Annotated in this window: 12 protein-coding genes and 2 tRNA genes; 9 read left to right on the top strand and 5 right to left on the bottom strand. The window is 66.9% G+C overall.

Annotation, left to right across the window (positions count from 1 at the left end; translation table 11 throughout):
* Positions 1-255: 255 nt before the first annotated feature.
* The 4 genes from ON43_RS24530 to ON43_RS24515 all read left to right on the top strand — a co-directional run bounded on the left by ON43_RS24530 (position 256) and on the right by ON43_RS24515 (position 2,873).
* Positions 256-1,029, top strand: coding sequence for a fumarylacetoacetate hydrolase family protein (locus tag ON43_RS24530; RefSeq protein WP_040811102.1), 774 nt, complete (start codon positions 256-258; stop codon positions 1,027-1,029).
* Positions 1,030-1,058: 29 nt separating this feature from the next.
* Positions 1,059-2,525, top strand: coding sequence for a glutamate--tRNA ligase (gene gltX, locus ON43_RS24525; protein WP_040811101.1), 1,467 nt, complete (start codon positions 1,059-1,061; stop codon positions 2,523-2,525).
* A gap of 134 nt (positions 2,526-2,659) precedes the next feature.
* Positions 2,660-2,731 (top strand) — tRNA-Gln (locus tag ON43_RS24520).
* 69 nt (positions 2,732-2,800) lie between these two features.
* Positions 2,801-2,873, top strand: a tRNA-Glu gene (locus ON43_RS24515).
* 94 nt (positions 2,874-2,967) lie between these two features.
* On the opposite strand, the gene ON43_RS24510 is transcribed toward ON43_RS24515, so the two are convergent.
* Both ON43_RS24510 and ON43_RS24505 read right to left on the bottom strand, forming a co-directional pair.
* Positions 2,968-3,468: a pyridoxamine 5'-phosphate oxidase family protein gene (locus ON43_RS24510; protein WP_040811100.1), complete on the bottom strand. Its 501-nt coding sequence runs from the start codon at positions 3,466-3,468 to the stop codon at positions 2,968-2,970.
* 186 nt (positions 3,469-3,654) lie between these two features.
* Positions 3,655-4,356, bottom strand: coding sequence for an IclR family transcriptional regulator (locus ON43_RS24505; protein WP_040811099.1), 702 nt, complete (start codon positions 4,354-4,356; stop codon positions 3,655-3,657).
* Between the two features lie 116 nt (positions 4,357-4,472).
* Between ON43_RS24505 and leuC the strand changes: the two genes are divergently transcribed.
* From leuC to ON43_RS24490, 3 genes are all read left to right on the top strand, one after another.
* On the top strand, positions 4,473-5,897 hold the full coding sequence (gene leuC, locus ON43_RS24500) for a 3-isopropylmalate dehydratase large subunit (RefSeq protein WP_040811098.1): 1,425 nt from the start codon (positions 4,473-4,475) through the stop codon (positions 5,895-5,897).
* A gap of 57 nt (positions 5,898-5,954) precedes the next feature.
* On the top strand, positions 5,955-6,563 hold the full coding sequence (gene leuD, locus ON43_RS24495) for a 3-isopropylmalate dehydratase small subunit (RefSeq protein ID WP_040811097.1): 609 nt from the start codon (positions 5,955-5,957) through the stop codon (positions 6,561-6,563).
* A 157-nt stretch (positions 6,564-6,720) separates the two neighbouring features.
* Positions 6,721-7,356, top strand: a complete 636-nt coding sequence (locus ON43_RS24490; protein ID WP_040811096.1) for an HU family DNA-binding protein — start codon at positions 6,721-6,723, stop codon at positions 7,354-7,356.
* A 222-nt stretch (positions 7,357-7,578) separates the two neighbouring features.
* Here the strand turns inward: ON43_RS24490 and ON43_RS24485 are convergent, their stop codons facing one another.
* The 3 genes from ON43_RS24485 to cofC all read right to left on the bottom strand — a co-directional run bounded on the left by ON43_RS24485 (position 7,579) and on the right by cofC (position 11,536).
* A complete protein-coding gene (locus ON43_RS24485) occupies positions 7,579-8,544 on the bottom strand; it encodes an NUDIX hydrolase (RefSeq protein WP_040811095.1) in 966 nt (321 codons plus the stop codon).
* Positions 8,541-10,739 (bottom strand): RNA degradosome polyphosphate kinase, encoded by a 2,199-nt coding sequence (locus tag ON43_RS24480; RefSeq protein ID WP_040811094.1) that lies wholly within the window; start codon positions 10,737-10,739, stop codon positions 8,541-8,543. The genes ON43_RS24485 and ON43_RS24480 overlap by 4 nt, the downstream gene beginning before the upstream one ends.
* Positions 10,740-10,801: 62 nt before the next feature.
* Positions 10,802-11,536 (bottom strand): 2-phospho-L-lactate guanylyltransferase, encoded by a 735-nt coding sequence (cofC, locus tag ON43_RS24475; RefSeq protein ID WP_040811161.1) that lies wholly within the window; start codon positions 11,534-11,536, stop codon positions 10,802-10,804.
* A 103-nt stretch (positions 11,537-11,639) separates the two neighbouring features.
* Here cofC and ON43_RS24470 point away from each other — a divergent pair, with 103 nt between their 5' ends.
* A complete protein-coding gene (locus ON43_RS24470; RefSeq protein ID WP_040811159.1) occupies positions 11,640-12,635 on the top strand; it encodes an NAD(P)H-dependent glycerol-3-phosphate dehydrogenase in 996 nt (331 codons plus the stop codon).
* A 65-nt stretch (positions 12,636-12,700) separates the two neighbouring features.
* A complete protein-coding gene (locus ON43_RS24465; protein ID WP_040811093.1) occupies positions 12,701-13,798 on the top strand; it encodes a D-alanine--D-alanine ligase family protein in 1,098 nt (365 codons plus the stop codon).
* Positions 13,799-13,844: the final 46 nt, after the last annotated feature.

The raw sequence follows: 13,844 nt of genomic DNA, 5'->3' as shown, positions 1-13,844 counted from the left end.
GGGGCATATGACGATTCGCGGGACGAGCTGTCAGTTTGCTCACACCTGATAGATGATCTTGTCGGTCCTCTTGCGGGCGGCGAGTTGTCTTGCGTATAAGCGCATTCCACATTCCGGGACACCCGATGCGGGGTGACATGCCGCCGTACCCGTCGCGGATCGCGCACACCCGCCCCGCCGCTGCCGCGCTGTCACGTCTCGCCCCGCGGTCGGGCGCGTTCGGGCAGGTCGAAGCCGGTCGATAGGATGCCAACCATGCGCCTAGGTCGAGTTGCCAGCCCAGATGGAGTCGCTTTCGTCAGCATCGAAGGAGACGGCGATCAAGCCGTCGTCCGCGAAATCGCCGAACACCCGTTCGGCAATCCGACCTTCACCGGTCGCAGCTGGCCGCTCGCCGATGTGCGCCTGCTGGCCCCGATCCTCGCCAGCAAGGTGATCTGCATCGGCAAGAACTACGCCGCGCATGCCGAGGAAATGGGCGGCCCGGCCCCCGCCGACCCGGTCATCTTCATGAAGCCGAGCACTTCCATCCAGAGCCCGAACGCCCCGATCATCCTGCCGCCCAGCTCTTCTCAGGTGGACTACGAGGGCGAGCTGGCGATCGTGATCGGCCGCCCCTGCAAGGACGTGCCCGCCGCGCGCGCGAGCGAGGTGATCCTGGGCTACACCGTCGCCAATGACGTCACCGCCCGCGATCAGCAGCGCCACGACGGCCAGTGGACCCGCGCCAAGGGCTACGACACCTTCTGCCCGCTGGGCCCGTGGATCGAGACCGCCCTGGACCCTTCGGATCTGGAGATCGTGACCGAGGTCGACGGCCAGGTGAAGCAGCGCAGCCGCACTTCACTTCTGCTGCACGATATTCCGAAGCTGATCGAGTGGGTGACCACCGTAATGACCTTGCTCCCCGGCGATGTCATCCTCACCGGCACCCCGGAGGGCGTCGGCCCGCTGCAAGAGGGCCAGACCGTGTCGGTGACCGTGTCCGGTATCGGCACCCTGTCCAATCCCGTTGCCGCCAAACGCTGAACACGGTAACCCTGAAACGAGAGAGAGCCATGACCGACGTCCGGGTTCGTTTCTGCCCGTCACCCACCGGCACCCCGCATGTGGGCCTGGTCCGCACCGCCCTGTTCAACTGGGCCTTCGCGCGCCACCACGGCGGCACCTTCGTCTTCCGCATCGAAGACACCGACGCCGCACGCGATTCCGAGGAGTCCTACGCCGCCATCCTCGACGCCCTGCGCTGGCTGGGCCTCACCTGGGACGAGGGCCCGGAGGTCGGCGGCCCCTACGCGCCGTACCGGCAGTCGCAGCGGCGTGACCTTCATCTCGATGTGGTGCAGCGCCTGCTGGCGGCGGGGGAGGCCTACGAATCCTTCTCCACCCCTGAGGAAGTCGAGGCCCGCCACAAGGCCGCCGGCCGCGATCCCAAGCTGGGCTACGACAACTTCGACCGCGACCTGACCGCCGAGCAGATCGCCGCCTACAAGGCCGAGGGCCGCGGCGCGGTGATCCGCCTGCGCATGCCCGACCACGACCTCACCTGGCACGACCTGGTGCGCGGCGAGACCACCTTCCGCGCGGGCGTGGTCCCCGATTTCGCGCTCACCCGCGGTAATGGCGACCCGCTCTATACGCTGGTCAACCCGGTCGACGACGCGATGATGAAGATCACCCACGTTTTGCGCGGCGAGGATTTGCTGTCCTCCACTCCGCGGCAGCTGGCGCTCTACGAGTCGCTGAAACGAATCGGCGTCGCGGAGTTCACCCCGGAGTTCGGGCACCTGCCCTTCGTGATGGGTCAGGGCAACAAGAAGCTTTCCAAGCGTGATCCGGAGTCGAATCTCTTCCATCACCGCGACCGCGGCTTCATTCCGGAGGGTTTGCTGAATTATCTGGCGTTGCTCGGCTGGAGCATCGCCGATGATCATGATGTCTTCTCCATGGCGGAGATGGTCGAAGCCTTCGATATCTCGAAAGTGAATTCGAATCCGGCTCGATTCGATCAGAAGAAGGCCGACGCTCTGAACGCCGAACATATTCGGTTGCTGAGCCCCGGTGATTTTGCTCACCGGCTGCGCGAGTACCTCACCGGACACGGACATATCGGCGCCGAGATCGACGAGAAGCTGTTCGAAGTCGCGGCCGATCTCGTGCAGACCCGGATCAAGGTGCTCGGCGATGCCTGGGATCTGCTGAAGTTCCTGTTCATCAAGCCGGAAGAGTTCTCGATCGACGAGGCCGCGAAAGCGAAGAATCTGAAGGCCGACGCCGCTCCGGTACTGGAAGCGACGGTGAAAGCGCTCGACGGCGTTTCCGATTGGACTGCGGCTCCGCTGGAAGAGGCGCTCAAGGCCGCGCTCATCGACGGCCTGGGCCTCAAGCCGAACAAGGCCTTCGCGCCCGTGCGCGTCGCGGTGTCCGGATCGCACATCAGCCCGCCGCTCTACCAGTCGCTGGAACTGCTGGGCCGCGAGGTGACCATGGATCGGCTCCGCGCCGCCCTCGCGGAGCTCTCCTGAGTCCTCTGAAATGATGCACAAACCGGCCTCTGACCAGCCGGTTTGTGTATCTACAGGGTGATGCTGCTAATCTTCTTCTCGGCCGGAAAGCGGTCAGGAACTTCCCCCGGGGAGATCCTGAAAGCCCAGGTCAATGGGGTATGGTGTAATTGGCAACACAGCTGATTCTGGTTCAGCCATTCTAGGTTCGAGTCCTGGTACCCCAGCTGCGAGAGCTCCGGCTCTCGAATTCGAGAAGCTTCGGCGGACCGCAAAGTCCGTCGAAATCTCATCCTGGTCCCGTCGTCTAGCGGCCTAGGACGCCGCCCTCTCAAGGCGGTAGCGCGGGTTCAAATCCCGTCGGGACTACAAACGAAGGCCCCCAGCTCACCGAGCTGGGGGCCTTCGCTTTTTCGCGGTTTCAGCTTTCGCGGTTCAAAGGGTGAAACCGGTCCAACAGCTGCTAGTCCAACGGCTGGGCGGTCGTGCCGCCCTTGGGCATGGCCGGCAATCCGAGTTTGCGGTGATCCCAGCTGCGGATGCGTTCGGGCACCACGCGCACGGCCACCCGCTTGTTCAGCATGGCCTCCACGAACGGCTTCGCCTCTTCGCTGTAGGGCCCGGTGTATCGCTCCCACACGCTGATTCCCACCTTGAACAGCGCCTCGGGATCCTCGACCACCTCGCCGCGGCCCTCGATGGAAATGCCGCGCAACTGGTCGTAGGTGTCGCCCGCCTCGAGCATCACGGTGATGCGCGAATCGCGGCGCAGATTCACCGTCTTCTGGGCCTTGGCCTTGGTCTCGAACCAGATCTCGCCGTCGATGACGGCGTACCACATGGCCACCAGGTGCGGAGCGCCGGAAGCGCCCAGCGTGGCCATGGTGGCGATGCGGCTGCGTTCGATGAATTCGGTGATCTCCTCATCGGACATCACGATCTGCGCGCGTTGATTGACTCCCATGGGCCGACTGTAATTTACGGCGTATGAGCGCGGTCACAGTGGGCTTTCGATGCCTGATACGACACAACCCCCGCCCGATCCGTCGGGTGGGGGCTGTCGGTTTCGCCGCGGTCGCGCTCGGCGGCCGCTGAGGCTGTCGTGACGGCTGGGGCTACCCCGAGGGTTACCCCCGGGCCTGAAATCCGCTCAGAGGCGCTTGTGGAGGGCGTCGGCGGCGGCCACCAGATCGGCGGCCCACCGCGCGCCCGGCCGGCGGCCCATGCGGTCGATGGGTCCGGATACCGAGACGGCCGCGACCACCCCGCCCGCCGCATCGCGCACCGGCGCGGAAACGCTGGCCACACCGGCCGCCCGCTCGGCCGCGCTCTGCGCCCAGCCGCGCCGCCGCACCTCGGCCAGCGCCCGCTCGCCGAACACGGCCTCGGGTAGGACGGTGCGCTGCAGCTCCGGATCGGCCCAGGCCAGCAGCACTTTCGCGGCCGAGCCCGCGGTCAGTGGCAGGCGCGCCCCGATCGGCACGGTGTCGCGCAGCCCGGCGGCCGGTTCCATGGCGGCCACGCAGACGCGGGCGTTCCCGTCGCGGCGGTAGAGCTGCACGCTCTCGCCGGTGATCTCGCGCAGGCGCGGAAGAATGGTGGCGGCGGCGTCCAGCAGGGGATCGCTGGCGGTTGTCGCGAGTTCCGACAGGGCCGGTCCGGGACGCCACAGACCCTGGCTGTCGCGAGCCAGCATGCGATGGGTCTCCAGGCCCACGGCCAGGCGGTGCGCGGTGGCGCGGGGCAGGCCGGTGCGGGCGCACAGCTCGTTGAGGCCGCAGGGTTGCTCGGCTACGGCGTGCAGGACGGCCATGGCTTTGTCCAGAACTCCGATACCGCTATGCTGTCTCATAGAACGATATTAGCGTCTCGCATGTTGGGAATTGCAAACCAGCCCCTCCCAACTCGGACGCAAGCCACCGCGTCACCAGCCCGGGCGCGGCTATGTCAATCGAGAGGTGAGCAGTTATGGCCGACCGGCCACGCACTCTGGCGGAGAAGGTCTGGGACCAGCATGTCGTCGTCCGCGGCGAAGGCGAGGGCGAGAACCGCCAGCCCGATCTCATCTACATCGACCTGCACCTGGTGCACGAGGTCACCAGCCCGCAGGCGTTCGACGGTCTGCGCGCCGCCGGCCGTCCGGTGCGCCGCACGGATCTCACCATCGCCACCGAGGACCACAACGTCCCGACGATCGACATCGACAAGCCGATCGCCGATCCGGTTTCCCGCACGCAGGTCGAAACCCTGCGCCGCAACTGCGAGGAATTCGGTGTGCGCCTGCACAGCATGGGCGATCTCGATCAGGGCATCGTGCACGTGGTCGGCCCGCAGCTGGGCCTGACCCAGCCGGGAACCACGGTGGTGTGCGGTGATTCGCACACCTCCACCCACGGCGCGTTCGGCGCGCTGGCCATGGGCATCGGCACCTCCGAAGTGGAACACGTGCTGGCAACGCAGACTTTGTCGTTGCGCCCGTTCAAGACCATGGCCATCAATATCGACGGGCAGCTGCCCGCGGGCGTCACCTCCAAGGACGTGATCCTGGCGGTCATCGCGCAGATCGGCACCGGCGGCGGCCAGGGCTATGTGCTGGAGTACCGCGGTGAGGCCGTGCGCTCCATGTCCATGGAGGCCCGGATGACCATGTGCAACATGTCGATCGAGGCCGGCGCCCGCGCGGGCATGGTCGCGCCCGACGAGGTCACCTACGAATTCCTGAAGGGCCGTCCGCACGCCCCCGCGGGCGCGGACTGGGATGCCGCCGTGGCGGCCTGGGATGCCCTGAAGACCGATGAGGGCGCGGTTTTCGACGCCGAGGTGCACATCGACGCCGCCTCGCTGACCCCCTTCGTCACCTGGGGCACCAACCCGGGTCAGGGTGCGCCGCTGGGCGACTCGGTGCCGGATCCGGAGCAGATCTTCGACGAGAACGAGCGCGCGGCGGCCGAGAAGGCGCTGCAGTACATGGACCTGAAGCCGGGCACTCCGCTGCGGGATGTCGCCGTGGACACCGTTTTCGTGGGTTCGTGCACCAATGGCCGGATCGAGGATTTGCGCGCGGTCGCAGACATTCTGAAGGGCCGCAAGGTCGCGGACGGTGTACGCATGCTGATCGTGCCGGGTTCGATGCGGGTGCGACTGCAGGCGGAAAACGAGGGTCTGGGCGAGATTTTCACGGAAGCGGGCGCGGAATGGCGTCAGCCCGGCTGCTCGATGTGCCTGGGCATGAACCCCGATCAGCTTTCCCCCGGTCAGCGCTGCGCCGCCACCTCGAACCGGAACTTCGAAGGGCGACAGGGCAAGGGCGGTCGCACGCACCTGGTCTCGCCGCTGGTCGCGGCGGCCACCGCGGTGCGCGGAACCCTGTCCTCACCTGCGGATCTGAACTGATCGCACGCTAGCGGCGGCCCAGATGCCGCCGCCCCCACAGACTCAGGAGAATCAACGATGGAAGCCTTCAAGGTCCACAAGGGGATCGGTGTTCCGTTGCGCCGATCCAATGTCGATACCGACCAGATCATTCCGGCCGTCTATCTGAAGCGCGTTACCCGAACGGGTTTCGAGGATGGGTTGTTCGCGGCGTGGCGGACGGATCCGAACTTCATTCTGAACACCGCGCCCTACAACCGGGGTAGTGTGCTGGTCGCCGGTCCGGATTTCGGGACCGGATCCTCACGTGAGCATGCTGTTTGGGCCCTCAAGGACTACGGGTTCCGGGTGGTGATCTCGTCCCGCTTCGCCGACATCTTCCGCGGGAACGCCGGTAAGGACGGGCTTCTGACGGCCCGGATGGCGCAGAGCGATGTGGAATTGCTCTGGAAGTTGCTCGAGGAACAGCCGGGTTTGGAATTGGCGGTGGACCTCGAGACGCGAACCGTGTCGGCCGGAACGGTCGTGTTGCCGTTCGATATTGACGACTACACCCGGTGGCGGCTGCTGGAAGGCCTGGACGACATCGGCCTCACTCTGCGGCACGAGGCCGAGATCACCCAGTTCGAAAACGCAAGGCCGACTTGGAAACCCGCTACCATTCCGGCGCGTATTTCGCAGACGTAATCATTGATGGGCGTTAGCTGAACGCCCTCAAACCAGGTAGCTGAGCGTGTGCCATGCGTCATGTATTTCCGCGTGGCACATAGACTCTTGCCCGCAAAGGGTTTACCGTGGTACCTAGTCGGTCCGACGACGGGCCAATTAGTCTGCGGAGGATTCAATGAACAAGGCGGAACTGATCGATGTTCTGACCGAGAAGTTGGGTACTGACAGGCGCACCGCTACTGCTGCAGTCGAGCAGATGGTCGATACGATCGTGCGTGCTGTGAACAAAGGTCAGAGCGTCACCATCACGGGATTCGGTGTCTTCGAACAGCGTAAGCGCGCCGCCCGCGTGGCTCGCAACCCGCGCACCGGCGAAACCGTCAAGGTGAAGCCCACTTCGGTGCCGGCCTTCCGTCCCGGTGCTCAGTTCAAGGCGATCATCGCCGGCAAGCAGAAGATCGCTTCGAGCGGCCCGGCCGTGAAGCGCGGTGTGGCTGCCCCGGTTTCGGGCAAGGCGGGTGCGAAGAAGACCACCGCCAAGAAGACGGCGAAGAAGGCCGCCACCAAGGCTCCGGCCAAGACCACCGCCAAGAAGGCGGCGTCGAAGGCTCCCGCCAAGAAGGCCACCGCCAAGAAGACGGCGGCGAAGAAGACGGTCGCCAAGAAGACCCCGGCCAAGGCCACCGCGGCCAAGAAGACCACGGCCGCCAAGAAGGCCACCAAGGCCACCGCTTCGAAGGCCACGGCCAAGAAGACGGCCAAGAAGGCTCCCGCCAAGAAGACCGCGGCCAAGCGCACCGCCCGCCGGTAGTCGCAAGCCCATAACCCGTCTCTGACGGGGGTTTTCGAGCAGGACGACAACGTGAAACGGCCCGGCTTCCGCCGGGCCGTTTCGCATGTCTGGAGGACTGAGCCGGGAAGGTTGGTCGGCCGATAGTCGGGCACGGACCGGATCCGGATCGCAATCGCCTTACGGGCCGGGTGGATTCGGCCCCTCAGCGGCCGGTACGGCCGCGTTCCAAGGGTTCTCGGGTCAGCTCGGTGGGAGATCGGTGGGGACCAGCGCGCGGTCGAGATGGTCGGCGGCGACCATGCGGCCCTGATGGAACGACAGCACCCACATGCTGCCCTTGCGGTTGCGGGCCGGTGGCAGGCTGATTCCGTCCTCGGCGGCCCATACCTCCAGCAGATCCGGAATCACCTTGCCCTGACTGCAGATCACCGGCACGCCGTCCTCGGAGACCAGGTCGCGGGCGCGTTTCCGGGCGGCATCGGGTGCTGCCGCATAACCGGATTCGGAGAACAGCGGTTCGAGTTCCACGTCCACACCGAGGTTTTCCGCCAGCGGGGTCACGGTTTGGACACAGCGGAGCGGTGGGGCGGAGAGGATTTCGGTCGCGCCGAAGGCGAGCAGGTTCGGCGCCAGCGCGCGAGCCTGTGCGCGACCGGCCTTTTCGAGCGGGCGGGCATCGTCGTCACCGGCGAAACGGTCGCTGCGACCGGCCTTGGCGTGCCGGACCACGATCAGATGCGAGGTATCGGCCGGTTGGCGAAGGAAATTGCGGACGATGGTGCGATCCATGGGATACGACAGGGCGTCCATCACCTCGTCGAGGCGACGCCAGTCCAGCACATCGACTTCGGTATTGGACTCGAACTCGCCGTCGAGCACCCGCGCCGCCCAGTAGTCCACCCGCTTGAGCTTGCGGTGACCGGTCACCGGATACGTCACGTGGCCCAGATAGCGCCCCAGACGCGAATTCAGGCCCGTTTCCTCGGCCACCTCGCGCACGGCCGTGATCACCGGCGTCTCACCGGGATCCAGCTTGCCCTTGGGCAGCGACCAGTCGTCGTATTTGGGGCGGTGCACGAGCGCGATCTCGATGTCCTCGTCACCGGTTCCGGTGGGGCGCCACAGCACGGCCCCCGCCGCGAGGATGTTCGCTTTGACCCGGGGATCGGTGAATTCGGCGGCGGTGTCGTTGTTGGAAGGGCTCACTGGCGATCCGGCCGTCGCAGTCGCATGAGGTACTCCTGGTGATCGCGGATCTGTTCGCCGGGGATATCCGGATCGGGTTGGGCCTGCCAGCTGCCGTCGGGACGCAGCACCCAGCACCGGGTGGTGGCGTTCATGGCGGAGTCGAAGATGGCGCCCAGCTGTTCGGTCAGCTTCGGATCCTTCACCTGCGCCAGCACTTCCACGCGCCGGTCCAGATTGCGGTGCATCATGTCGGCCGAGCCGATCCAGTACTCGTCCTGGGCCTGGAAGTGCAGCACGCGCGAATGTTCCAGGTAGCGGCCCAGAATCGAGCGCACCTCGATGTTCTCGCTCATGCCGGGCACGCCGGGGCGCAGACCGCAGATGCCGCGCACCACGATCTCCACCGGCACGCCCGCCTGGGAGGCCCGGTACAGCGCGTCGATGACCTGTTCGTCGACGATGGCGTTGGCCTTCAGCCGGATTCGCGCCTTCTCGCCCTGGCGGGCCAGTTCGATCTCGCGTTCGATGCGCTCGATGATCCCGGCGCGCACGCCGATCGGGGCCACCAGCAGATTGCGGTAGTTGGCCTTTCGCGAGTATCCGGTCAGCGAGTTGAACAGGTCGGTCAGGTCCGCGCCGATCTCCGGTGCGGCGGTGAGCAATCCGACGTCCTCGTACAGGCGAGCGGTCTTCGGGTTGTAATTGCCGGTGCCGATGTGGCAGTAGCGACGGATGGTGGCACCCTCGCGGCGCACCACCAGGCAGGTCTTGCAGTGGGTCTTGAGCCCGACCAGGCCGTAGACCACGTGCACGCCCGCTTGTTCCAGTGCCCGAGCCCATTTGATGTTGGCCTGCTCGTCGAAGCGGGCCTTGATCTCGACCAGCGCCACCACCTGCTTGCCCGCCTCGGCGGCGTCGATGAGGGCGTTGACGATGGGGGAGTCACCGGAGGTGCGGTACAGGGTCTGCTTGATGGCCAGCACCTGCGGGTCGGCGGCGGCCTGCTCGATGAAGCGCTGCACGCTGGTGGAGAAGGAATCGTAGGGGTGGTGCACCAGCACGTCGCTCTCGCGCAGGGCGGCGAAAACGTTTCGGGGCGTTTCGCGTTCGCCGAACGCCGGCGGGGTGGCCGGGACGTAGGGGGCGTCCTTGAGGTTGGGCCGGTCCACGCCGTAGACCTGCCACAGGCACGACAGATCCAGCAACCCGGGCACCTGGATGACGTCGGCGGGATCCACATCCAGTTCGCGCAGCAGCAGATCGAGCATGTGCTCGGTCATGTCATCGGAGACTTCCAGGCGCACCGGGGAGCCGAAGCGGCGCCGCGCCAGCTCGCGCTCGAGGGCCTGCAGCAGGTCCTCGTCGCGGTCCTCCTCGACCTCCAGATCGGCATTGCGGGTGATCCGGAACGAATGCTGTTCCACCACTTCCATTCCCGGGAACAGCTGATCCAGGTGAGCGGCGATCAGCTCCTCCATGGGGAGGAAGGAGGCGATGGACGAGCCTTGCGCCCCAGTCGAATCGCGGCCGGTGCGGCCCGGGATGGTGCGGCGCACCCGGACGAATCGATCGACATTGTCGGGCACCTTGACGCGGGCGAAGTGCTCGCCGCCGGTGACCGAATCCTTCACGGTGACGGCCAGATTCAGGCTCAGGCCGCTGATGTAGGGGAACGGGTGGGCCGGGTCGACGGCCAGCGGGGTCAGCACCGGGAAGACCTGATCCTGGAAATACCCGGACAGGCGCTGCTTCTCGGCATCGTCCAGCTCGGCCCAGCGGATGATGGCGATGCCCTCGGCGGTCATGGCGGGCAGCACCTGGTCCAGGAACACGCGGGCGTGGCGCTCGGCGAGATCCTGGGTGCGCGCGGCGATCATCTCGAGCTGCTCGGTGGGGGACAGGCCGTCCGCGGAGCGCACCGACAATCCGGTTTCCGCGCGGCGCTTGAGGCCCGCCACCCGGACCATGTAGAACTCGTCCAGATTCGACGCGAAAATGGCGAGGAATTTGGCGCGTTCGAGCAGCGGCTGCGAATGGTCCTCGGCCAGCGCCAGGACGCGGGCGTTGAAATCGAGCCAGCTGAGTTCCCGGTTCACGTACCGGTCCGCCGGGAGGGGGGTGACCGCGGTGGGCGGAGGGGTTGCCGCGGGCGGTGCCGCCGGTAGGGACGGCGATTGCTTGACGGTATCCGTATCGCTCACTCTCACGATCATTCCTTATGTCGCGGGTGGGGTGCCGAACTGACACCGTCCATTGCAGCGCAGATCACGCGGCGTCAGCACAGTGAGGAGCCAGCTCTTCGCATCTCTTCGGTTCCTCGACACGCTCGCGACACGCCGATTTCACGCAGCAGCGAGCTGGTGGCCTTTCCGACGCCGAGCGCGGCGGCGCGCTCGAGATCCGCGGCGGTGTCGACGTCCTGCCGCAGACCGGGCCAATCGCCCAGCAGTTCCACGGCGCCGTCGGAGATGTGACGGCGCGCGGAGTCCGGACCGAAGAGCGGGTTGAGCGCGGTATTCGAGACACTGTCCGCGGTATTCGAGGCGCTCTCACCGCGGCGCACCAGCAGGGCGACGGTGCCGCTGCCCTCGTGATCGGCGACGACCGAACGGTGATGGCCGGTGCCCGCGAGCACGTCGCAGAGTTCGGAAGAACGCAGGGCGGGCAGATCCGCTTGCAGCGCAAGCAGATCGACGGGTCCGTGCGTGCGCTGGATGGCGGCCGCGCCCGCGGACAGGGCGGCGTTCAGGCCGCTGGTGTTGGGCGGCACGCGCACGGGTTCGGGATGGACCGCCGCGCCGAGCTCCCGGACCAGCGCGGAAACCGTCGGATCGGGGGTCACCACCATGAGCGAGGCGATGCCGCGCGTCGCCAAGGCGGCGGTCACGGTATCGGCCAGCATGGCCAGTACCAGTCGCGGTCGAACCTCGGCCGGCAATCGGTCCGCCAGCCGACTCTTGGCAAGCTCGAGATTCTTCACCGCGATGACGGCATGCACGGAGGGGCGCATGCCCGAATCCTCCCACTCGAAGGTGACGCGCGTGTGAGCGGCGTCGAATTCCGGAGGCGTGACACGCGGCATGGCTGCCGGCACGCGCGCATATATTTGTCAGATGGCTAGGGCAGCGGTGTTGGGAGCGGGGTCGTGGGGGACCGCGTTCGCGAAGGTATTGGCGGAAGCGGGAACCGAGACCACCATGTGGGCTCGACGGCCGGAGGTGGCGAAAGTCTTGGCCACTGAACACCGGAATCCTTGGTATCTGCCCGATGTCGAACTGCCCCCGATCGGCGCGACCGATGATCCCGCGATCGCCCTCGACGGCGCCGACATCGTGGTGCTGGCGGTGCCCTCGCAATCGCTGCGCACCAATCTCGCGGCCTGGAAGGAGCTGATCCCCGCCGACGCCACGCTGCTGAGCCTGGCCAAGGGCATCGAGACCGGGACGCTGCTGCGCATGAGCCAGGTCATCGCGGAGGTGTCCGGCGCGGACGCCAGTCGCGTCGCGGTGCTCTCCGGGCCGAACCTCTCACACGAGATCGCGGCCGGGCAGCCCGCCGCGACCGTGGTCGCCTGCTCGGATGTGGCGCGCGCGGAGGCGGTCCAGCAGGCCTGTGCCACCGGCTATTTCCGGCCGTACACCAATTCCGATGTGATCGGCTGCGAGATCGGCGGGGCCTGCAAGAATGTCATCGCGCTGGCCTGCGGCATCGCGTCGGGAATGGGGTTGGGCGACAACTCGATTGCCACGCTCATCACGCGCGGGCTGGCCGAGATCATCCGGCTGGGTGTGGCAGTGGGCGCGGAGCCGGTCACCTTCGCCGGGCTCGCGGGCGTGGGCGATCTGGTGGCCACCTGCACCTCGCCGCTGTCGCGCAATCGTTCCTTCGGGCACGCGCTGGGCGCGGGCGGATCCATGGAGACCGCTCTGGAGGCCACTCATGGCCAGGTCGTGGAGGGTGTGAAGTCCTGCACATCGGTGCGGGCGCTGGCCGCCGCGCACGGGGTGGAGATGCCGCTGACCAATGCGGTGCACCAGGTGTGCCACGAAGGCATGTCGGCCGCCGAGGCGGTCGGGCAGTTGCAGGGCCGCCGCCTCAAGTCGGAGTGAGTGACGCCCGAGTAGGGATGACCGTGTAACACTGCCGCCACAATCGACCGGGTACGGTTCGGGGCATGACCAACAGGACCAGGGTGGCGGTGGTGTTCGGCGGCCGCAGCAACGAGCACGGGGTGTCGTGCGTTTCCGCGCGCACCGTGTTGGCGAGCCTCGATCCCGAACGGTACGAGGCGGTTCCGATCGGGATCACGCGTGAGGGCGCCTGGGTGCTCGGCGACGCGGATCATCGGACGCTGACGGCCGGGGACCGGTCGCTACCCACGGTCGACGAATCCGGCACCGCGCTGGCCCTGACCGCCGACCCCTCGCGGGCCGGCGCGCTGGTGCCGCTGGACGGCCCGGGCACCGTGCTGGGTTCGGTGGACGTGGTGTTCCCGGTGCTGCACGGCCCGTTCGGTGAGGACGGCACGCTGCAGGGTCTGCTGGAGCTGGCCGAGCTGCCCTACGTCGGGCCGGGCGTGCTGGCGAGCGCGGCCGGGATGGACAAGGAGTTCACCAAGAAACTCCTTGCGGCCGAAGGACTTCCGATCGGCGTGCAGGTGGTGCTGCGACCGGGCGTCGCGACCGTGGCCGAGGCCGACCGCGAACTGCTCGGGCTGCCGGTGTTCGTGAAGCCCGCCCGCGGCGGGTCCTCCATCGGCATCACCAAGGTGGACAGCTGGGACGAGCTCGACGCCGCCATCGCCGTTGCGCGCGAACATGATCCGAAGGTGATCGTGGAGGCGGGCATCGTCGGGCGCGAAGTCGAGTGCGGCGTACTGGAATTCCCGGACGGCCGGGTGGAAGCCAGTGTGGTGGCGGAGATCCGGATGCCGGAGGACGACGCCGAGGTGCCCGACTTCTACGACTTCGACACCAAGTACCTCGACGACGTCTGCGAGTTCGACGTCCCGGCCAAGCTGGATGACGATGTGTCCCAGCAGATCCGGGAGCTCGCGGTGCGCGCCTTCCGGGCGCTGGACTGCCAGGGACTGGCCCGTGTGGACTTCTTCGTGACCGCCGACGGACCGGTCATCAACGAGATCAACACCATGCCCGGATTCACCTCCATCTCCATGTACCCGCGCATGTGGGAGGCCACCGGCATCGACAACCGGGAACTGGTGAGCACGCTCATCGAGACCGCGCGGGTGCGCGGCACCGGTTTGCGTTGAGCGTTTCGACGGAGGTCCAACCCGTCATCCCGGCGTGCTTTTGGCC

This window comes from Nocardia concava NBRC 100430 (assembly GCF_000308815.1).
In the GTDB taxonomy this organism is placed as follows: domain Bacteria; phylum Actinomycetota; class Actinomycetes; order Mycobacteriales; family Mycobacteriaceae; genus Nocardia; species Nocardia concava.
This window is presented reverse-complemented; position numbering and strand designations above follow the sequence as displayed.